This is a genomic window from Hyphomicrobium sp. (assembly GCF_009026145.1).
Taxonomy (GTDB): domain Bacteria; phylum Pseudomonadota; class Alphaproteobacteria; order Rhizobiales; family Hyphomicrobiaceae; genus Hyphomicrobium_A.
The window spans coordinates 1-19602 of record NZ_WBUE01000029.1 but is presented as its reverse complement, the minus strand read 5'-3'; the positions used below and the strand labels follow the sequence as shown (position 1 = coordinate 19602).

The following is a 19602-nucleotide window of genomic DNA, read 5'->3' as shown; positions in this document are numbered from 1 at the left end:
GAATTTCTCGATCATCACACTAGTCCCGTTCGACGGCAAGGCTCGTCTCGCCGGCGCCGCGCCCGCGCCGATTGACCTGCCAGAGGAGCGATCCGTCCTCCACGCTGAGGGCGAAAACATGGCCCATGCAGGCGGCGATGACGGTGCCATCGATGAGCCGCACGGCAACCGGCTGGCCACCGCACGGCAAGCCGGCGGGGAGCTCGGCAAGCGCGCGCTCCCAAACGATACGTCCCGATGCGACTTCGAGCAGCAGCACCGACCCGGCGTGGCCGACGGCAACGCACGCGGTTGAACGCTCGGATGTCAAGCGCTCAGGCAATCTCGTCGTCCTTCTGGCTGAGGAAGATGAGCACCAGGCCGATGCAGCCGATGAAGCGGAAGGCGGCCTCTTGGCCGTTCCATGTCTGCGACTGCCACATCTGGAACCATTCGCCGCCGACGGTCATGAAGCCGAAGAACCACAGCGCAAAGCCGGTCACAAGGCCGGCGACGGCGACGTCCTTGGCGGCATTGAAGTGCAGCGCCGGGGCTTCGCGCGCCTGCCACAGGCGCCGCGCGCCGAGCACGCACAGGGCGCCGGTCATGAGCTCGGCGGCGATGATGAGCACGTAGGCCGCATGGTGCAGGGCAGGGCTGGTGATGGCGCGCCAGGTGAGGGCCGAGGACGGGAAAACCGTATCCATCGACATTACATGCTGCACGAAGGTGTAATTGGTGCCGTAGTCGATGATGTTGTCGACGCCGACGAGCAGCGAGAACAGCCCGATCAGCAGCACGAGCAGGACCTTTGCAGTGCGCACGACCATATCCGGGCCCCTCCCGATTCGGCACCGCGATTATGCTGGTCTGGCTAGCTGCCGCCAACTCCGCTACTGAAGGCGCCAGAACAAGCCCTTAACTGTGCGAGGATTAGACCCGCTACATGACCAAGAGTGAGAAGTCCTCCCCTGCCTCCAAGGGCCTCAAGGCGGCGATCGTGCCGGTGACTCCCTTTCAGCAGAACTGTACGCTGCTGTGGGATGCGGCGACGATGAAGGGCGCCGTGGTCGATCCTGGCGGCGATCTCGACCGCATCGAGGCGGCCATTGCCGAGGTCGGCATGCAGCCCGCGAAGATCCTGCTGACGCACGGTCACATCGATCATGCCGGCGGCGCTGCGGAGCTGCGCGAGCGGCTCGGCGGTATCCCTATCGAAGGCCCGCACGCCAACGAGCGGCCGCTGCTCGATGCGCTCGAGCAGCAGGGCCAGGCCTACGGTATGGAGGCGCGCGCGGTGACGCCCGACCGCTGGCTCGCCGACGGTGATACGGTGTCCGTCGCCGGCCACACGTTCGAGGTGCTGCACTGCCCGGGGCATTCGCCGGGTTCGGTGGTGCTGTTCAATCGCGCGCAGCGGTTCGCGCTGATGGGCGACGTATTATTCCAAGGCTCGATCGGGCGCACCGACCTGCCGCTCGGCAGTCACGAGTCACTGATGCACGCCATCCGCACCAAGGTGCTTCCCTTGGGCGATGACGTCGCCTTCATCTGCGGGCACGGACCGACGAGCACCATCGGCCAGGAGCGGCGCACCAATCCATTCATCATCGGCGACGCGGCTTAACTCGCGGATTGCAGGTCGAGCGCGATTGAGCGCTCAGAAGTTGCGCTCCCAACGCAGGCAGCCGAAGACTCCGCATTCGGCGCTGAGAGTGCCGACTCCTATCGGGCTGGCGTCGTCGACGTTGGCCCACACGTCGACGGTGTTGACGCGCAGCGTCTCCGCGCAGCTCGTGCGGCAGTAGACCCAGGTGCCGCGCGGCAGGCGTACCTGATAGCCGACGTCGGTAGCGCGGTACGGGGCACGGATCGAGCCGTTGCCATCGTGGCTGTGGGCGGTGACGTAACCGAGAATTTTGCTCACCGCGCGCGGGCCGGCGAGGGCGTGGCCGCTCAGGGTCGCCAACGCGATGCCGGCAACGACGAGGGGGGCGGCGAAGGTGGGGCGCTTCATCATGATCTCCGGCCTAATGCGCTGTCGAAGCGCCGATTCTCGGGTCGCAAAGTAGCATGATTGCGGCGCACACCCGCCTAAGGCCGTCACTCGGCCAAAGGCTGTGGCACATGCGCACCGCTCAACGCGCAGCCGATCAGCTGTTGCGCGCGAAATTGATGCTGACGCCCTTGAGGGCGGAGCCCTGCGTCGACAGCGAGACCGACTGGGTTTCGCCGCCGATCGACACCGACAGCAGGCCCTTCAGCGCGCCGCCGCCGATGTTGAGTTTCATCTTCTGGTCGTCGGCGCTGCCGGTGATGGTGCCGGTCTGATTGTAGTTGCGCTCCTCCCACGTGCCGGTGACGCGGCCGTTCGAGTACTTCAACACCGAGCGCAGCTCGACCTTGGTCGACGGGTTGGCGCAGATGATGTTGAGCTTCAGCTCCGAGCCGCCCGATCCCGAGTAGTAGCCCTTGCAGGAGAGCTTCTCGCTCTTGCCACCTTCGAGCCGTGCCGTGCCTTTGCCGCTCCACGTGCCGACCAGCGCCGAGAACGGGCTGCCCGCTACCGCTGGTACCCCGATCATCAATACGGCCACGGCACTTGAGGCCAGAACCTTGGCGCTCCCCCTCAACCAGCTCACCACACACCTCCAAAAGCTCTGACCTACCAACCAGGACCCCCGATAAGCCGCCGGAAAATCGGCTGACTGGACATGCGGGTGCCGCCGAATTCAAGGTATCGGCATGTCTCAAAATAGCACAGCTATCGTTAAATAAGTGTCTCGCCTATGCATCGGCAACCCTGGCAGGGCGGTTCGGCGCACAACATTGTCGACCAGCCCAGGTTTACCGGTCGATTGTGGCGGGCACGTTGCAGCGGTTGCGTGCCGGGGATCGGTAGCTATATTGCGCGGCCTGCGCCGGAGGGGTGGCCGAGTGGTTGAAGGCGCACGCCTGGAACGCGTGTAGGCGGGCAACCGTCTCGTGGGTTCGAATCCCACCCCCTCCGCCAGTGCGCCCTCCGAGCCCGATTCCTTCCGCGTTCCAGCGGACTTAGCCGTTCTTTCCGAGAGCGGCGCGGCGTCCGCGCGCCGCCTCGCCGTGCAATTTTTGCAGTGCGGAAATGCGGCAACCATCTTGCGCCGGCGGCGTTGCAGCCTTCATCCCCGTTAAGGAGTGCCGCTATGCTCAAGCCATCCCTCGCCCTCACCTCGCTGGCCTTCCTCGTCGCCGCTCCGGCCACGGGCGCCGCCGCCGATCTCTATGGAGGTTATGAAGTCCAGGGGACCGTCGTCGATGAGGACGGCCCGGTGGTGGTCGAGCGCGAGCGCGTCATCGAGCGCCGCTACTACGCCGCCGCCCCCAACTACGACGAGGATGAGCCGATCATTGAGGCGTATGAGCGCCGCTATAGCCCACCCCACCATCCCGATCAGCATTACTGGCGCGTCGGCGACTAGTGTCCTGACGCTGCTGTCGAGGGAGGCTGCATGCGATCAGCCTCTCCCCGCCTCCGTGCACTCGATGCACTTGGGTGTGCGGAAATTCACACGCTGCTCCTGATGCACACGGGCGGTCAAAATGATAGTGGGCACCTGCGGTCCCTATCATTTGGTGAGGCATGCGCGTTCTCATCACCGGCGCTGACGGCTTTCTCGGTCGCCATCTCGTCCCCGTCCTGTCCGGCCACGCGGTGATCTGCGCGTCGCGCCGGCCGATGCACGGCGTCGAGTGGCGGAAGATGGACGATCTGCGCGGCGCCGTTGATTGGGATGGCCTGCTACACGACGTCGATGCCGTCGTACACCTGGCCAACATTGCGCACCAGCAGGCGAGCGATGATGACTTCGAGCGCGTGAACCACAAGGCAACGGCTTCGCTGTGCGCGGCGGCCAAGCGCTGCGGGGTGAGACACCTCGTCTACGTCTCCTCCATCTACGCCCAGGCCGGCCACTCCTCCCCGCGCATGTTGACCGAGGCCGATCAGCCTGCCCCCATCAATGCCTACGGCCGCTCGAAGCTGGCCGCCGAGCGCGCCGTGGCGCAGAGCGGCGTGCCGTTCACGATCTTGAGGCCCGTCCTCGTGCTCGGCGCCGGCGCCAGGGGCAACGCGGGAACGCTCGCAGCGCTGGCTCGCCTGCCAATCCCGCTGCCGCTCGGCTCGATTATCGCACGACGCTCCTTTCTCGAGGCGCCAGACTTCGCGACGGCCGTCGCGACAGTGCTGTCTGACGCGCGCGCCATTGGTGAAACCTACATCGTTGCCGATCGCGAGCCGCGCACCATCGGCGAGGTCGTCGCCGATATGCGCGCGGCAATGGGGCGTCGCGCGAATATTTTTTCCCTGCCCGGGAACAGCCTCGAGCTGGGCCTGAAGATGATCGGTGCTCGGGGCATCTGGGAGAAGATCGGCTCGCCGTGTATCGCCAGCCCGCAGAAGCTCCTGGCGTTGGGCTGGTCGCCGTCGCGCTAGCGTCGGCCCGCGCAGAATAAATCGCGAGGCCCATGGGGCCCCGCGAATGCACGTGCGCCGGAGGCCAGCCTGAAATCAGAAGCCGAGATAGATGCCGAAGCCCGGGCGGTGGCGATAGTAATAGGGATAGCCCCAGCCGCCGTAGTAGTACGGCCGGTAGTAGTAGGGCCGATAGTAGTAGGGCTCGTAGTAGCCGTAGTCGTAGTAGCGGTAGGGACGATAGTGCCTGTGGCCCCGGCGATAGTGACGGCGCCGATGGCGCACTTCCTCGGTGATGCCGGCGGCCTTTGCTGTCGTGATGTCGGCGCGCGATGCTGCTGGGAGGGCCGACGCGCTCGGCAACGTGACGTAGAAGAGACCGGCAAGAGCTGAAGCAACGAAGGCGGTCGTTCTGAGACGCATCGCGTTCACTCCTATAGTTCTCTGCACCTTCTAGTAGCCGACAGCGCAACTCAGCGTGCTGTCGCCAAGGTTTCGATGCACGCGCGAAGGGCGAAGGAGTATGCGCCGAAGACGGCGAATTCTGACATCGTGTGCGCGGCGCAGAAATTCAAGGGACGTTGGAGCAACGCTCCTATGGCGTTGCAGCGGGGGCAGCTGCGTTCCCGCGCTGCGCCTTGCGGCGGTCGCGCCACTCTTCCAGACGCTGCATGACGACGAACACCGACGGCACGAAGACGACGGTGAGCAGCGTCGATCCGAGCATGCCGGTGAAGACGGCGATGCCAATCGACTTCTGCGCATTGGCGCCGGCACCGGAAGCCAGCACCAGCGGCACGACGCCGAGAATGAAGGCGAACGACGTCATCAGGATGGGACGGAAGCGTGAGCGCGCCGCCTCGACTGCCGCTTCGAGGATGTCCTTGCCTTCGCGGATGCGCAACTCGCGCGCGAACTCGACGATGAGGATGGCGTTCTTGCTCGAAAGCGCGATGAGCAGGATGAGGCCGATCTGCGTGTAGAGGTTGTTGCCGACGCGGAGTGCGAGCAGAGCCGCGGCGGTGCCGAGCAGGGCGAGCGGTACGGAGATGATGACCGTCGCCGGAGCGATCCAGCTTTCGTACTGGCCGGCGAGCACCAGGTACACCAGCAACAGGCTGAGGCCGTAGATGAGGTAGATTTGGTTGCCGACCTCCTTCTCCTGATACGACATCGCCGTCCACTCGTAGCCGGTGCCGCGCGGCAGCGTGTCGTTGGCGATCTGCTCCAGGAGGTTGATGCCTTGCCCCGAGGAGAAGCCCTGCGCCGTCGCGGTGATGACGGTCGCGGCAGGGTAGAGGTTGTAGAGGCTGATCACCGACGGGCCGGCGACGGTGCTGATGGAAGCCAGCGTGCCGAGCGGCACCATGTTGCCGTCATTGTTGCGCACCTGCAGGTACTGCAGGCTCTCGGGGTTGATGCGCGCGGCGGCGTCGGCCTGCACGTAGATCTGGAACACGCGGCCGAACTTGTTGAACTGGCCGACATAGCTCGAGCCGATATAGGAAGAAAGCGCATCGAGGGCGTTGCCGAGCGGCACGCCGAGCGTCTCGGCCTTGATGCGGTCGATATCGACGTTGATCTGCGGCGCATCGGCGAGGAACACGTTGGTCGCCGACTGGATCATCGATTGGTCGCCGGCGCGATCGGCAACGGCCTGCGCCAGGCGCTGCAGCTTGGCGTAGTCGAACGAGCCGTCGCGGATCTCCACCTTCATGGTGGCGCCGGCGACGTTGCCGATGCCCTGGATGGCCGGGGGCGGGATGACCAGCGCGGTACCATCGTTGATGTCTTTGACGCGCGCCGAAAGTCCCAGGTAGAGCCCCAGCAGATCTTCGCCTTCCCCGCGCTCCTCCCAGTCCTTGAGGATGACGTAGGCGACGCCGGCGTTCGACAGGCTGGCGCTGTCGTTGAGGGCGGCGATTCCGGCGATGGCGACGACCTTCTCGACGCCCGGTTGCGCTTTGACTCGGGTGGTGATGTCGTCGAGGGCGCGCGTTGTGCGCTCCAGCGCAGCGCCCTCGGGGAGTTGGACGACGACGAGGAAGTAACCCTGGTCCTCGATGGGCAGGAAACCCGTCGGCACGCGGGAGAGGCCCCAGACGGCGAGGCCAACGAGGGCGGCGACGATGAGCGCCATGATCCCGCTGCGCCCGACCATGCGGGCGATGAGGCCGGCGTAGGCGCGCTCGAGCGCATTGTAGACATAGTTGAAGCCGCGAGAGAGGACGTTGCGCTTCTCGGGCGGCGTGGCGTGGCGCAGCCACAGCGCGCACTGCGTCGGCTTCAGCGTCATGGCGTTGATGGCCGAGATGAGTGCCGTGGCGGCGATGACGAGGGCGAACTGGCGGTACATCTGGCCGGAGAGGCCGGGCAGGAACGCCGCCGGAATGAACACCGCCATGAGCACCAGCGTGATGCCGAGGATGGGGCCCAAGAGCTCGTCCATGGCTTTTACCGCGGCATCGTGCGGCGTCATGCCGTGCTCGATGTGCTTGGCGGCGCCTTCGACGACGATGATCGCGTCGTCAACGACGATGCCGATGGCGAGGATGATGGCGAACAACGTCGACAGGTTCACCGTGAAGCCGAGCGCCGCCATGGCCGCGAAGGCGCCGATGATGGTGACCGGAACCGTAGTCGCCGGAACGAGCGTCGCGCGCCAGTCCTGCAGGAAGACGAGGATGACGACGAGGACAAGCATCGCCGCTTCGATCAGTGTCTTGTACACCTCGTGCACGGCCGAGTTGACGAACTTCGTCGTATCGAAGGGAATGGTCCACGTCATTCCTTCGGGGAAGGACTTGGCGAGCTCCTGCATGCGCCCTTCGACGAGCTTGGCAACCTCCAGCGCGTTGGCATTGGGAAGCTGGTAGATGGCCATGCCGGCAGCGGGCTGCTGATCGAGCTTGAAGGTCTGGCTGTACTGCTGCGCGCCGAGCTCGACCGTCGCTACGTCCTTGAGGCGCGTGATGCGCCCTCCCTGATCGGTCTTGACGATGATGTTCTCGAACTCCGAGACATCGTCGAGCTTGCCGTGCACGTTGATCGAATACTGGAACGCCTGCCCCTGCGGGACGGGCGGCAAGCCGACCTGCCCGGCACTGGTCGAGCGACTTTGCAGGTTGACGGCGTTGATCACGTCCTGCGGAACGAGCCCGCGCGCCTGCAGCTTCTGCGGGTCGAGCCAGATGCGAATGGCGTACTGGCCGGCGCCGAACACGGCCACGTTGCCGACGCCGTCGAGGCGGGCGATCTCATCGAGCAGGTTGATGGTCGCGTAGTTCGAGAGGAACAGGCTGTCGTAGCGGCCGTCCGGCGAGGAAAGCGCCACGATCTCGAGGATCGAGGTGGAGCGCTTGTTGGTCTGCACGCCCTGCTTCTGCACGCTGTCGGGCAACGAGGCGAGCGCGCTCGATACGCGGTTCTGAACGAGGATCTGCGCCTTGTCGCCGTCGGTGCCGATCTTGAAGGAGACGGTGAGCGTGTACTGGCCGTCGCTGGTCGACAGCGACGACATGTAGATCATGCCCTCGACGCCGTTGACCCGCTGCTCGATGGGCAGAGCCACCTCGCGCGCGACGGTAGAGGCGCTGGCGCCGGGATAGCGCGCCGTCACCTGCACGGTGGGCGGCACAACGTCGGGGTATTGGGCAACCGGGAGATTGTAGAGTGCCACGATGCCGAGAATGACGATCAGCAGCGCGATGACGTTGGCGAGGACCGGCCGCTCGATGAAGAACTTGGCGATCATTGGCCGCCAGTCCCGGTTCCTGGACCGGCCGCGGCGGCGGCACTCGTCGTTACCGGCACGACGGTGTTGCCGGGCAAGGCCCGCATCAGGCCGCCGACGATGACGCGCTCGCCCGGCTCGAGACCGCTGTCGATGATGCGCATGCCGCCGTCGATAAGCTCACCGGTCTGCACCTGGCGCTGCTCGACGATATTCTTGTCGTTGACGATGAGCAGATAGCGGCCCTGCTGGTTGTTGCCGAGGGCTATGTCGGGCACGAGCAGGGACTCGACATCCTGTTGCTTGGGAATGCGCACGCGCACGAATAGCCCCGGCTGCAGCGCGGCCTCCTTGTTGTCGAGCACGGCGCGGCCGGCGAGCGTGCCGGTCGAGGAGTCGATTTCCGGCGCCACGTAGTCGAGCGTGCCCGAATGCGGGTAGCCGTGCTCGGTCTGTAGGCCGATGTCGACCTTGATGGGCCCCAGGTCCTTGAGCGTCACCCCTGCAATGCGCATCCTCTCCTTGATGGAGAGCACTTGCTGCTCATCGACGTTGAACTTCACGTAGATCGGGTCGAGCTGCACGATGGTGGCGAGCTTGGTCGGGCCGTCGGCGCCGACCATGGCGCCGGGGTCGACGAGGCGCGCCGAGACGCTGCCGTCGAAGGGGGCCACGATGGTGGTGTACTCGAGATTGCGCTTGGCCTGCTCGACCTGCCCCTTGGCCTGCGCGAGAGCGGCCTGGGTGGAATCGCGCTTGGCGCGCGAGTCGTCGACCTGGGCTACGGACACCGCCGATGTCTTCACCAGATCCTGCTTGCGCTTCAAGTCGGCGTCGGCCTGCAGCAGCAAGGCCTCCTGCTGTTGCTGGGTCGCCTCCGCGATCTGCAGCGCGATCTCGTAATCCTGTTTGTCGATCTGGAAGAGGAGGTCCCCTTTCTGGACGGCCGCGCCATCCTTGTATCCGACCTTCTCCAAGAAGCCTTGCACGCGGGCGACGAGGTCGACGCGGTTGAACGGCGCCGTGGTGCCCGTCACCTCCATGTATAGGGTGACCTTGCGCTGCTCCGGCTTGGCCACGGTGACCTCGGCGGGCGGCGGCGGCTGATAGGTATTGCGGTCGCCGCATGCCGCCAGCAGGAGCGCGATGGTGGCAACCCCCAACCCCAAGCACATTCTTGCTGCAAGCTTCGGCATCGCTTCTAACCTGGAATGTCAGGACGTCGATCGGCGAGGGAACCCCGCAGGGGACATTATGACATCCCCGCTTAACAATTGCTCGATCTCGTGCGTTGCCCGCAGTGCGTTGCCGAACAGGCTGTTGCGGGGCCGCCTGGGGGCGTGTTATGCGCAGCGGCTCGCGACCATCCGAGGTCTGATTTTACACGAGGCGGCGCCTGGGGGGCAATTGCCCGGGCTTGCGCTTGCAGGTAGCTTCGCTACCGCACTCTTATATTTGCGTTCCAAGGGCGGGGGATGTTTTCGAGCCAACTCGACAAGGTGCGGCATCCGCTAGCGAGCCGCAGCCGCGGCATCGTGCTCGGCTCTATCATGATGATCGCCGCCGCCGCCGCGCTCGTCAGTGCCCGCACGGTCGCCTTTACGTTCTGGATCGCCGTCGCGGGGTTTCTCATCGCGGCTGCGTGCCGCCGCGATATCGATGTCAAGCAGTTGCAACCCGGCCCCGTGGCGTTATCGCTCGGCGCGTTCCTTCTTTACGCGCTGCTGAGCGCCACCTGGGCCGCGCTGCCCGCCGTTCCCCTAGAAAAGGCCAGCGTGGCATTGCTCGCAGCCGCCGGCACGTTGCTCCTCGTTACCCTGATTCAGATGGAGACGCGGCCGAACCTCGTGCATATGGGCGAGGGCATCTACATCGGTTTGCTCGTCGGCGTGCTCTATCTCTTCGTCGAGCTGGTCAGCGATCAAGCCATCAAGCTCTGGTTGTACCGCGCGCTCGAGCTGCGGCCGGGTGATCTGACGCCACCGGAATACTTCAGGTGGGATGGCCCCTATCTGTTTGCCATCTCCCGAGAGGACCTGACCCGCAATATGACCGACGCCGCGCTTTTCCTATGGCCGACGGTGATGGCCATCAAAGGCGTGTGGCGAAGGTCCTGGCATCGCATCGGCGCTGCTGCCCTCGTTACCCTCACGGTCATAGTCGTGATGGCCTCTTACCACGCCTCTTCCAAGCTGGCGCTGGTTGCCGGATTGGCTGCCTTCGCGCTGGCCCGGCTTTCCCTTCGCTGGGCCGGGCGCATCATAGCGTTTGCTTGGGTGACCGCATGCCTTGCGGTCATACCCTTGGTGCTGCTGGCCTATAATCTGGATCTGCACCATTCGACCTGGCTGGAGCCCTCGGCACGCCATCGCGTCATCATCTGGAATTTCACCGCCGAAAAGACGCTGGAAGCACCATGGCTCGGGATCGGCGCGAACATGACCTACGTGCTCGGGCCAGAGCTCGAAGATCAGTCGCCGGACCCCTCCGCGGAAGCGCTGAAGCGGACGCTGTCGATCCATTCGCACAGCATCTATCTGCAGACGTGGTTCGAACTGGGCCTGTTCGGTGCCGTCCTGCTCACCCTCGTCGGGCTGTCGATTCTCGGCGCCATCCGTTCGCTCACTCCGCGGCTGCAGGCCTACGCCTACGCGGCTTTTGCCTCCGCTGCGGCGATGGCGGCATCGAGCTACGGCATGTGGCAGGCGTGGTTCATGGCCTCGTTCGGACTATGCGCCGCACTGTTCGCGCTCGGAGCGCAATGCATGTCGACCGCCAAATGCGCTGGCGAGGTATCCCCTCAGAGCCGCGGGTAGTCGATATACCCGTGCGCATCCCCGGCGTAGAACGTGTTTGGATCGGGCGACGCCAGCGGCGCCCCTGAACGCAGCCTCTCGACCAAATCGGGATTGGAGATGAACGGTCGGCCGAAGCAGATGAGGTCGGCGCTGTTCTGCGCCCGCGCTTCGATGGCGAGCTCGAGCGTATAGTTGTTGTTGGCCATGCAGAGGCCGTTGAAGGCGCGGCGCAGCTTCTGCAAATCGAAGGCGCCGGGCGGATGGCGCTCGCCACCCGTGTCGCCTTCGATGACGTGGATGTAGGCGAGCTTGAACGGATTGAGCTGCTCTATCAGCGACAGGTAGACCGGCTCGGGATTGGAATCTCCGATGTCGGCGAATTTGGTCAGCGGCGAAAGGCGGATGCCGACGCGATCGCCGCCCCACACCTTGGTCACCGCCGCGACGACCTCGACGACGATGCGCGTGCGGTTCTCGATCGAGCCGCCGTAGCGGTCGGTGCGCTTGTTGGTCTTGTCGGATAGGAACTGCTGCAAGAGGTAGCCGTTGGCGGCATGGATCTCGACGCCGTCGAAGCCGGCCTCCATCGCGTTCTTGGCTCCCCGCGCGTAGTCGGCGACGATGCCGGAGATCTCCGCCATCTCCAGCGCGCGCGGCGTGACCATCGGCTTGAAGCCCTCGTAGGTGTAGGCCTGCTGGTGCTCGGCGCGCACGGCACTGGGGGCTACGGGCAGCGCGCCGCCCGGCTGCAGGTCGGGGTGCGAGACGCGCCCGACGTGCCAGAGCTGCAGGAAAATGCGGCCGCCCTTGGCATGCACCGCCGACGTCGTCAGCTTCCAGCCTTCGACCTGTTCCTTCGACCAGATGCCGGGGGTGCGGATGTAGCCCTTGCCCTGCGGAGAGATGTTGGTCGCCTCGGAGATGATAAGGCCGGCGGAGGCGCGCTGGGCATAGTAGGTGGCCTGCAGCTCGCCGGGGACGCCTGCATCGTCTGCGCGCGAGCGTGTCAGCGGCGCCATGACGATGCGGTTGGCAAGCTCGTAGGGGCCGAGGCGGACGGGATCGAACAGGTCGGTGTCAGTGGCGACTGCGACGGCGCTCGGTTGGGACATGGGGGTCCTCCTTTAGATGGCCGTCGAACTATCTAGGTCGCGTGTTCCTGAGAACAAGCCGCCGTGTCACATTGGCCGCAGGGGGCTCAAAAAACAAAGAGGCCGCCCTCAGGGCGGCCTCCGTGAGACTTCGGCGGCGAGAGCAGCGGTTGTTGCGCTGCGCCGCTGATGCTTCAGGCGTAGACCGGAGGCATATCCGGCGTGAACCCGAGCGACCGCGACATCGCCGTCCTCAAGATCCCACTCGACATCGGATCACCTCCTTTCAGCTGTTGAACGATGGTCTTAGGCTGTCATGCTTCGCCGCCGTTGGAAAGTTACGATTTTGACAGGCGCAGCCGAGCACGGGGTCTCGTCGCATGATCAACTCGATCGATAGTGTGATCAGCAGCATCGATAGAGTGTCGACGCCAGCGCAGCTTGCTACAGCCCCATATCCTTGTGAGCCGCCTTCATGTGGGTGATGCACCCGTCGGTGTCGCCGGCCTTCATGGCCGCCTTCGAAGCATCGAGATGCGTTTGCGCCGACTTCTGTTTGTCCGCATCCGTCATCTCCGCGATCTTGGCGTCCATCTGCGCCATGTGATCGTCGGTGCACCAGCTCTTGTCGGCCTGGGCAGCGATGGGGCCTAGCGTCATGGCAACGGCGACGGCCGCCGCAAACATCGATTGTTTGAGCATGGTTTCCTCCTGGCTTTCGGTGAAGCACCAGCGACCTTTTGAATCTCGGACATGCCGGTAGCCGACGTGCGAAACGCCGCCATGATAGCATTCGTTCCATGCCGTAAGTAGCCCACTCCCTAGCGGGCAGTCGATTGCGCTTTGCCGAGCCGCGTGCGCAGCTCGCGCGCGGCGAAGTCGAGGAACAGACGCACCTGCGGCCGTGGCAGCCGGACGGCGCGATGCACGAGGTGAACGGGAATTGTCGTGTCGTCGAAGGGTTCGAGCACGGTGCGCAGGCGCTTACGTGCCAAGGCAGCCTCGGCCTGATACGACAGCACCCGCGTCACCCCTAAGCCGGCAATCGCCGCATCGATGGCAGCCTCGGCCGTCGTAACCGACAGTCGCGGCTTCACGCGCACGGCGCGCCGGCCGTGCGCGGCGCTCTTGAACAGCCAAGTTCCTCCAGGGGGCAACGGCGTGAAGGCGATACAGTCGTGAGCGGCGAGCGCGGCAGGTGCCTTGGGCTCGCCGCGGTTGCGGATGTAGGCGGGCGCGGCACAGGTCACCATCCGCAGGCTGCCGAGCTTCGTGGCGACGAGTGTCGAATCCGGCAGTGCACCGATCCGCAACGCGACGTCGATCCCCTCTTCGGCGAGATCGACCACCCGATCGGCCAGGTGCAGTTTCGCATCCAGTCGCGGATGGAGTGCCAAGAAGCGAACGAGGATCGGCAGCAGGTACAGTCGCCCGAACAGGACCGGCGCCGTGATGACGATCTCGCCGCTGAGATCATCGTCGCGCCCGGCGATGAGGCTCTCGGCGGCATCCAGCTCCTCCAGGACGCGGCGACAGGTCTCAACGTAGCTGCGCCCGGCGTCCGTCAGCGACAGGTTGCGCGTCGTGCGGGTGACGAGAGTCGTCCCGATGTCGGTTTCGAGCGCGGCCAGCTGGCGGCTGACCGTCGTGAGCGGTTGGCCGAGTTGGCGCGCGGCACCCGAGAGACTTCCCGACTGCGCAATGGCGATGAAGACGCGCATGGCGCGCAGGCGGTCCAATCATAGTCTCCCACAAAATGGTAGGATGATTTTCGATTTTACCGTCTGTTGCAGGCGTGTCCAGGCTGCTTCAATGCCCCGGCTTGCCTTGGCAGGTGAATTGAGGAGGTACCCGCCCATGCCCAAACTCTACGATCTCGAGCTGTCGGGAAATTGCTTCAAGGTGCGCCTGATGTGCGCCCTTCTGGGCGTGCCGCTGGAGGTCGTCCCGGTCGACTTCCTCGGCGGCGAGCACAAGAAGAGCCCGTTGATCGACATGAATCCGTTCGGGGAGGTGCCGGTCTTCGTCGATGGGAGCGTGGTGCTGCGCGACAGCCAGGCCATTCTCGTCTACCTCGCCCGCAAGTGGGGTGGTGACGCATGGCTCCCGACCGCACCCGCCGAGATGGCCGAGGTTATGAAATGGCTCATGGTGGCCGAGAATGAGATCGCGCGCGGGCCGGCCGATGCGCGCTTGCACGACAAGTTCGGCTATACGCTGGATGTCGCGCTGGCGCGCGAGCGCGCGGCGCGCATCCTGGCGCTCATGGACGCGCATCTGGCGCGCAAGCAATGGCTGGCGCTTGGGCGCCCCACGATCGCGGACGTAGCCTGCATGCCGTACGTGGCGCTGGGCCACGAAGGCGGCGTTCCCCTCGCTCCCTATGCTGCGGTGAGGGGCTGGGTCGAGCGCGTGAAATCGCTGCCTGGATTCATCTCCATGCCGGCCCTCTGAAGCCGTGAGCGGTCCGATGCGCCCCGCGTCCGACGTCGCATTCAGCGCAAGCGTGAAATCCGAGCAGGAGAAGCGCGGATCGCGCAGCCACTATGCCCGCATGGAGGAGCGCGGCGGCTGGCCCGACCGCATCATGCCCGACCTCGAGCAGCTTATCGGCAGTGTGCGCTCGTTCTATCTCGGCACCGCGAGCGCCGCCGGGCAGCCGTACATCCAGCACCGCGGCGGTCCCCCGGGATTCCTGCGCGTTCTCGATGCAACGACGCTCGGCTTTGCGGACTATCGCGGCAATCGGCAATACATCACGCTTGGCAATCTGGCCGAGAACCCCCGCGCCTTCATCTTTCTCATGGACTATGCACAGCGCCTGCGCATCAAGCTGTGGGGCAGCGCACGCGTCGTCGAAGGCGATGCGGCGCTGCTGTCGCGGCTGAGTGAGGTTGCGGGGGGCGCGCCCGAGCGGTGCATCCTCTTTCACGTCGATGCCTGGGACCGCAATTGCCCGCAGCACATCCCCCACCTCTTGCCCGCGGAGGATGTGGAGAGGACCATCGGCGCTCTCGAGGCGAAGGTTGTGGAGCTGGAAGCGCGGCTGCGGGGCGAAGCGCACGCCGGCAGCGGCCCGTGATGCAAGCCGCCAACGTGACGGTCAGCGTCTGATACGGCTGATCTTCGAGCCCTCGAGCGTCAGATTGTACATGAGGCCTTTGGGGTCGAGAATGAAGCCGACCACCGGGCTCGTGATCTTGTTGGTGTCGATCGACCCGCCGATGCCGACCGTAACGATGGCGACCGAGGCGTCGGCACCCACCTTCCACCCTGCCGTGGCGCGGAACTGATCGAGCGCCTCCGGGGTCATGAACATGATGATGACGGAGCGCTCCTGCACGCCGAGCTGGAAGCCGACCGAGGCCGAGAGCGTGTTGTAGTAATCGACCGTGCGTCCGCGGATGCGCAAGGCGCCCTCGCCATACTCGCCGCCGAAGCCGAACCCCGCCTTCACCACCGACGGGAAGACGAGGATGCCGACCGATTTGTGGGCGAGCTCGCGCGCCCCGCGGATGGAGTAGAAGAAGCGGTCGAGCGTCTCGTCGACGCCGACGTCGATCTCGTACGCCGAGGCGGCGCGGCTCCCCTGCGGCGCGACGACGACGAGGCTCAGGGCGCACAGGGCCGCCCATAGCAGGCTACGCGACATTTTTGATTCCCCTCGGTTTCTTCCCGCCGCTGTGTGCACCGGCTTTTTGGCCAAATTAGCGATCGAGGGCATAGCCGCGTGCAGCGCCGGCGCCGCGCTCGCGCATCTGCTGGGTGGCACAAGCGGCGTGCAACCGGCAGTGGCGCCGGTCCGCGGCGCCGGTTTCTGCTATGCTGGACCAAATGAGGCTTACGGGGGCTGCCGCCAACGGGGTGAGCACTTGGGAATGTCCATCGAGACGTTCACGCTGGTGCACGTGGCGATCAGCCTCGTCGGTATCGCCACCGGGCTCGTCGCGCTCGGCGTGCCGGCGTAAGTTTGCGGGTGTATGCGTAGGAGCATCGTCATGTGCCGCAACATCAAGACGCTCTACAACTTCTCCCCGCCGGCGAGCGAGGACGAGATCCGCGCCTCGGCGCTGCAGTTCGTGCGCAAGATTTCCGGCATGAATAGCCCCTCGCAGGCCAATGCGGCGGCGTTCAGCCGCGCCGTCGATGAAGTGGCGAAGGTGGCGGAGGAGCTGCTCTCTTCGCTCGTCACCATGGCCCCGCCGCGCGACCGCGCGAGCGAGGCGGCCAAGGCGCGTGCCCGCTCGGCGATGCGCTTCGGCGTGCGTTGAACGCTCGAGCCTCGCGCCGCTACTGACCCTTCAGGGTGAGACGCACGTAGCCCTCGCGGTGCGCCGGCATGTACTTGCGCGCCGCGGCCAGCATCTCCTCGTGCGTCACCGTCTCCACGGCGAGGTCGTCGATCGAGGAGCCGTCGAGCGTGCGGTCGACCATGCGGTCGAGCAGCGCCTGGTTGTCGCCCGCCTCTTTGCAGCGCTTCAGCGCGATGCGGTCGCGCAGGCGCCCGAGCTCCTTGGGGTCGATGCGCGCCTTCATCCTGTCGATGACCTCGAACACCTTCTTCTCCACCTGCTGCGGGTCCTTGCTGCTCGAGATGGCGATGCGGAACACGCCGCTGCAGGCGTCCGGCTCGTAGACGACGTCGGGCGTGTAGGTGTCGCCGTCCTTCTCGCGCAGCTCGTCGAACAGTGCCGTGGAGAGGTAGGCGCCGAGCGCTAAGAGGATGCGCGCGTCGGGGCCGTTGAAGCACACGCCCGTGTTCCAGGCGATGCGCAAATCGCTCATCGGGCGCTGCAGCTCGAAGGATGGCTCGGTGAGGGCCTTGTAGGTCCGGGTGACGCCAACGCGCGGGATGTCGAGGCGGGGGCCTTGCGCGAATGCGTATTTGCCGAAGTGCTGCGCGACGAGGTCTTGCAGCGCGCGCGGCTCGATGCCGCCGACGAGAAAGAAGTCCATGTTGGCGGGAAGCCGCGCCCGCGCCGCGAACGCGCCCAGCTCGGCGGCGAGCTCGGGCGTAGGCGTCTTGGCCTTGGCGATCTCCTGCTCCAGCGTCTCCTTGACGTAGGGGTGGGACTTGCCGAACAGCTCGCGGTCGAACCTCTGCTGCGCCTTGACGGTGGGGCTGTACTTGTCGAGATACAGCTCCTCCTGCACGACGCACTGCTGCGCGGCGACGGTGGCGTGATCGAACTTCTGGTCGAGCGCGATGGCGGCGAGCAGGCCCGTCACCTGCGGCAGGTACTGGGGCAGGAACGAGGCGTGCCAGCGCAGCGCGCCGGCTTCCGTCGTCGCGTTGCCGTCCTGCACGTAGTCCTTGAACATGGCCGCGACCTGCGCCGCGGTCATGCCGCCGGCGGCGCCCGCGCACGAGGTGTGCTCGCAGATGTGCGCCAGCCCGTCGTGGGTGATCTCCTTGCTGCGCAGGACCAGGCTCGCCGTCACGTAGCCGGAGCCGTTGGCGATGAAGTGGGTGCGCAGGCCGTTAGGGAGCGTGAAGCTCTGCTGGCCCTGCGGGCCGGATTGGGCGGTGACAGGGTAGGCCGCCGCTAATGGTGGAAGGGAGGTCGCCGCAACGCCGGAGAAGAACGCCTTGAGAGTGTCTCGCCGATTGATCTGCATGAAACGCCCCATCGCCGAAAGCGCGCATCATCATCGAGCCTCGGTGTGATGGCGAGGCCCTCAACGCCCGGCGTGCGAATTTATGGAAGGCCGGGCCAACGGCATTTACTCAGGGGTCTGATTTCCTGCAGTTCCCGCGGGAACATGGGGCGCGGGTGCCGCGCCGCATCTTGGCAGCTAAAGGCAATGTGTGAGATGGCCGCTTTTGCAGCGGCCATCTCCTGGGCGCTTAGCCGGTCATCGCGAAGTACATATCGATGGAGCCATGAAGCGCGATGTAGCAGTCGGCCTTCTTGCCCATAGACTGCGGATTGTTTACGGCAGGGCCCGTCTCCTGGAGCATGGCCGCTTGATAAAACGTCTGCCAAGGGAACTTGTGTGGAATTTTCAGACGCCATTGGCCCTTGTGTTCGCCAAGGAAACGACTTAGCGCACTGAGCATGGGAAAGATGATGCCGTCGGGGACGCCATCGGGCGCTACCCGCTTTTTTCCTCCAACGGTTTCACCCTTCACGCACACTAGCCGGCTGAACGACTGCTCGCCCTTTAGCGCGCGGTACAAGTTCCACGCGTCAACAGCGACATCCAGGAAGAACCGATGCGCGCTTGGCCACTTCTCCGGCTCATCCATGACGGCAGCAAAGTCCGTCAAGCAACGAGACCGATGCCGGTACGCATACACCCGGTAAATCGTCTCGGCCGTCTTCTGCTTGCGCTTCTCCGCCGAAGGCAAGGGAATGTCCGTAGGCGCCATCGCGGTTAGCACTTGGATCAGCTTCTCCGTGTCTAGAAAGTCATCGCCGAAGTCAGTCTCGCGGGTCTTAAGCTTGATGCTCGGATCAAGCGACTTCATCGCAGCTTCGAGTTCTTTGAATCTGCCCTGCCGCCCAAAGATCGAGAGATTGGTGACTTCGTTTTGATAGTTGCGGGCGATGGATATGTCGCCGACAAGCTCCTCGTCATCCGTCACAATCAACTCGAAGTTGACTGAGGGATAGTCGAGGTCATCAGGGTTCTCGGAGAAGTAGTCCTTAAGGACGCCCTGCGTCTGGGCGCCGTTGATGATACTTGCACCGTAGAGCGAGACACGCGGCGGCTTCGCGTTATCGTCGACTTTTACGTCGCGGGCCACGATCACGATGCCGGCGTTCAGGAGAGGAAAGTCCTCGCGCCTCTCGCCCAACGTCTCGCGAATGGCGACGTTGACCTTCGTCGACTTTCTGCGCGCTCCGTCTCCATCACGGCCAAGATATGACCGGACATTCTCCTCCGTATTGATGTCGAAGAAGCTGCTCGCCGGTGCCACGCCGCAATAACGGCGCCGCCCCGCTTGAGTATCCTCAGGCGAGTTGACACTGCGAAGCGTGTTGTAGGGGACAATAGTGGGCTTATCACGCCCACTTGAAGTGGGAGATGTCATCTGTAACCCTTTCTTCTGGACCGCCCGCGATAGCCCGCAACCACCATTGGCTGAGGCTCAGGCGAGTCCGTACACGGAGCTATATGCCTGAATGGATTGCGATCGTCAAGCGATCGCGCACGTAGGCCCAGCCTGGGCGACTCGTCTGCGTGCATACTAGCCGCTTAGGGCGCGGGGTTTTGCGCATCGCGCATGCTACCCCGTGCGGCGAGAGTGCTACTCCGTGATGCAAGCGTAGCCGCTGGCGCGCAGGGAGCTACACAGCGTCTGCGCCTGGCCCGCATCGGCGAAGGGGCCGAGCCGCACGCGATAGACGAGGCCGGCGCCGACGACCGTCGTCTCGGCGATCTGCGGCTTGCGCGGCCCGAGCTCGGCGCCGCGCTGCGAGGTGAGGCGGATCGCCAGCGCGAATGCTTCGCTGCGTGAGCGCGCCTCGCCGACCAGCAGGCGGACCTCGGCCGGCGCGGCCGGCGGTGTTGCGCGCGGGGCGACGGGCGGTGGTGCAGGCG

At 65.1% G+C, this 19602-nt stretch carries 21 protein-coding genes and 1 tRNA gene; 8 read left to right on the top strand and 14 right to left on the bottom strand.

Annotation, left to right across the window (positions count from 1 at the left end; translation table 11 throughout):
• Positions 1-19: 19 nt before the first annotated feature.
• Positions 20-322 (bottom strand): hypothetical protein, encoded by a 303-nt coding sequence (locus F9K20_RS17790; RefSeq protein WP_291004989.1) that lies wholly within the window; start codon positions 320-322, stop codon positions 20-22.
• Positions 315-809: a DUF2165 family protein gene (locus tag F9K20_RS17785; RefSeq protein WP_291004986.1), complete on the bottom strand. Its 495-nt coding sequence runs from the start codon at positions 807-809 to the stop codon at positions 315-317. Before F9K20_RS17785 ends, F9K20_RS17790 begins: the two co-directional genes overlap by 8 nt.
• A 116-nt stretch (positions 810-925) precedes the next feature.
• Here F9K20_RS17785 and F9K20_RS17780 point away from each other — a divergent pair, with 116 nt between their 5' ends.
• Complete coding sequence (locus F9K20_RS17780) at positions 926-1606, top strand: MBL fold metallo-hydrolase (protein ID WP_291004983.1); 681 nt, start codon at positions 926-928, stop codon at positions 1604-1606.
• Between the two features lie 33 nt (positions 1607-1639).
• Here the strand turns inward: F9K20_RS17780 and F9K20_RS17775 are convergent, their stop codons facing one another.
• Positions 1640-1999 carry a hypothetical protein gene (locus F9K20_RS17775; protein ID WP_291004980.1) on the bottom strand — a complete coding sequence of 120 codons (360 nt, stop codon included), beginning with the start codon at positions 1997-1999 and terminating at the stop codon, positions 1640-1642.
• 133 nt (positions 2000-2132) lie between these two features.
• Entirely contained in the window at positions 2133-2621 is a 489-nt protein-coding gene (locus F9K20_RS17770; protein ID WP_291004977.1) for a hypothetical protein, read from the bottom strand.
• Between the two features lie 281 nt (positions 2622-2902).
• On the opposite strand from F9K20_RS17770, the gene F9K20_RS17765 reads away from it, so the two are divergent.
• From F9K20_RS17765 to F9K20_RS17755, 3 genes are all read left to right on the top strand, one after another.
• Positions 2903-2992 (top strand) — tRNA-Ser (locus F9K20_RS17765).
• A 172-nt stretch (positions 2993-3164) separates the two neighbouring features.
• Positions 3165-3440 (top strand): hypothetical protein, encoded by a 276-nt coding sequence (locus F9K20_RS17760; protein WP_291004974.1) that lies wholly within the window; start codon positions 3165-3167, stop codon positions 3438-3440.
• Between the two features lie 161 nt (positions 3441-3601).
• The gene (locus F9K20_RS17755; RefSeq protein ID WP_291004971.1) at positions 3602-4453 is read left to right on the top strand and encodes an NAD-dependent epimerase/dehydratase family protein; all 852 of its coding nucleotides are present in this window, start codon (positions 3602-3604) and stop codon (positions 4451-4453) included.
• 75 nt (positions 4454-4528) lie between these two features.
• On the opposite strand, the gene F9K20_RS17750 is transcribed toward F9K20_RS17755, so the two are convergent.
• From F9K20_RS17750 to F9K20_RS17740, 3 genes are all read right to left on the bottom strand, one after another.
• Positions 4529-4855 (bottom strand): hypothetical protein, encoded by a 327-nt coding sequence (locus F9K20_RS17750; RefSeq protein WP_291004968.1) that lies wholly within the window; start codon positions 4853-4855, stop codon positions 4529-4531.
• A 172-nt stretch (positions 4856-5027) separates the two neighbouring features.
• The gene (locus F9K20_RS17745; protein WP_291004965.1) at positions 5028-8186 is read right to left on the bottom strand and encodes an efflux RND transporter permease subunit; all 3159 of its coding nucleotides are present in this window, start codon (positions 8184-8186) and stop codon (positions 5028-5030) included.
• The gene (locus F9K20_RS17740) at positions 8183-9361 is read right to left on the bottom strand and encodes an efflux RND transporter periplasmic adaptor subunit (RefSeq protein ID WP_291004962.1); all 1179 of its coding nucleotides are present in this window, start codon (positions 9359-9361) and stop codon (positions 8183-8185) included. Before F9K20_RS17740 ends, F9K20_RS17745 begins: the two co-directional genes overlap by 4 nt.
• Positions 9362-9715: 354 nt before the next feature.
• On the opposite strand from F9K20_RS17740, the gene F9K20_RS17735 reads away from it, so the two are divergent.
• Positions 9716-10981 (top strand): O-antigen ligase family protein, encoded by a 1266-nt coding sequence (locus F9K20_RS17735; protein ID WP_291004959.1) that lies wholly within the window; start codon positions 9716-9718, stop codon positions 10979-10981.
• On the opposite strand, the gene F9K20_RS17730 is transcribed toward F9K20_RS17735, so the two are convergent.
• From F9K20_RS17730 to F9K20_RS17720, 3 genes are all read right to left on the bottom strand, one after another.
• A complete protein-coding gene (locus tag F9K20_RS17730) occupies positions 10966-12075 on the bottom strand; it encodes an alkene reductase (RefSeq protein WP_291004956.1) in 1110 nt (369 codons plus the stop codon). The genes F9K20_RS17735 and F9K20_RS17730 overlap by 16 nt on opposite strands.
• 423 nt (positions 12076-12498) lie before the next feature.
• Positions 12499-12756: a hypothetical protein gene (locus F9K20_RS17725; RefSeq protein ID WP_291004953.1), complete on the bottom strand. Its 258-nt coding sequence runs from the start codon at positions 12754-12756 to the stop codon at positions 12499-12501.
• A gap of 119 nt (positions 12757-12875) precedes the next feature.
• Positions 12876-13793, bottom strand: coding sequence for a LysR family transcriptional regulator (locus tag F9K20_RS17720; protein ID WP_291004951.1), 918 nt, complete (start codon positions 13791-13793; stop codon positions 12876-12878).
• Between the two features lie 118 nt (positions 13794-13911).
• Between F9K20_RS17720 and F9K20_RS17715 the strand changes: the two genes are divergently transcribed.
• Complete coding sequence (locus F9K20_RS17715) at positions 13912-14508, top strand: glutathione S-transferase family protein (protein ID WP_291004948.1); 597 nt, start codon at positions 13912-13914, stop codon at positions 14506-14508.
• Between the two features lie 16 nt (positions 14509-14524).
• Positions 14525-15136, top strand: coding sequence for a pyridoxamine 5'-phosphate oxidase family protein (locus F9K20_RS17710; RefSeq protein ID WP_291004945.1), 612 nt, complete (start codon positions 14525-14527; stop codon positions 15134-15136).
• Between the two features lie 21 nt (positions 15137-15157).
• Here the strand turns inward: F9K20_RS17710 and F9K20_RS17705 are convergent, their stop codons facing one another.
• Entirely contained in the window at positions 15158-15706 is a 549-nt protein-coding gene (locus F9K20_RS17705) for a YSC84-related protein (protein ID WP_291004942.1), read from the bottom strand.
• Between the two features lie 346 nt (positions 15707-16052).
• Here F9K20_RS17705 and F9K20_RS17700 point away from each other — a divergent pair, with 346 nt between their 5' ends.
• The gene (locus F9K20_RS17700; protein WP_291004940.1) at positions 16053-16325 is read left to right on the top strand and encodes a DUF2277 domain-containing protein; all 273 of its coding nucleotides are present in this window, start codon (positions 16053-16055) and stop codon (positions 16323-16325) included.
• 19 nt (positions 16326-16344) lie between these two features.
• Here F9K20_RS17700 and F9K20_RS17695 read toward each other — a convergent pair whose 3' ends face one another.
• From F9K20_RS17695 to F9K20_RS17685, 3 genes are all read right to left on the bottom strand, one after another.
• Entirely contained in the window at positions 16345-17673 is a 1329-nt protein-coding gene (locus F9K20_RS17695; RefSeq protein WP_291004937.1) for an insulinase family protein, read from the bottom strand.
• 229 nt (positions 17674-17902) lie between these two features.
• The gene (locus F9K20_RS17690; protein WP_291004934.1) at positions 17903-19093 is read right to left on the bottom strand and encodes an AIPR family protein; all 1191 of its coding nucleotides are present in this window, start codon (positions 19091-19093) and stop codon (positions 17903-17905) included.
• A 216-nt stretch (positions 19094-19309) separates the two neighbouring features.
• Positions 19310-19602, bottom strand: a 293-nt coding sequence (locus tag F9K20_RS17685) for an SPOR domain-containing protein (RefSeq protein WP_291004931.1), incomplete at its 5' end; no start/stop codon positions are given.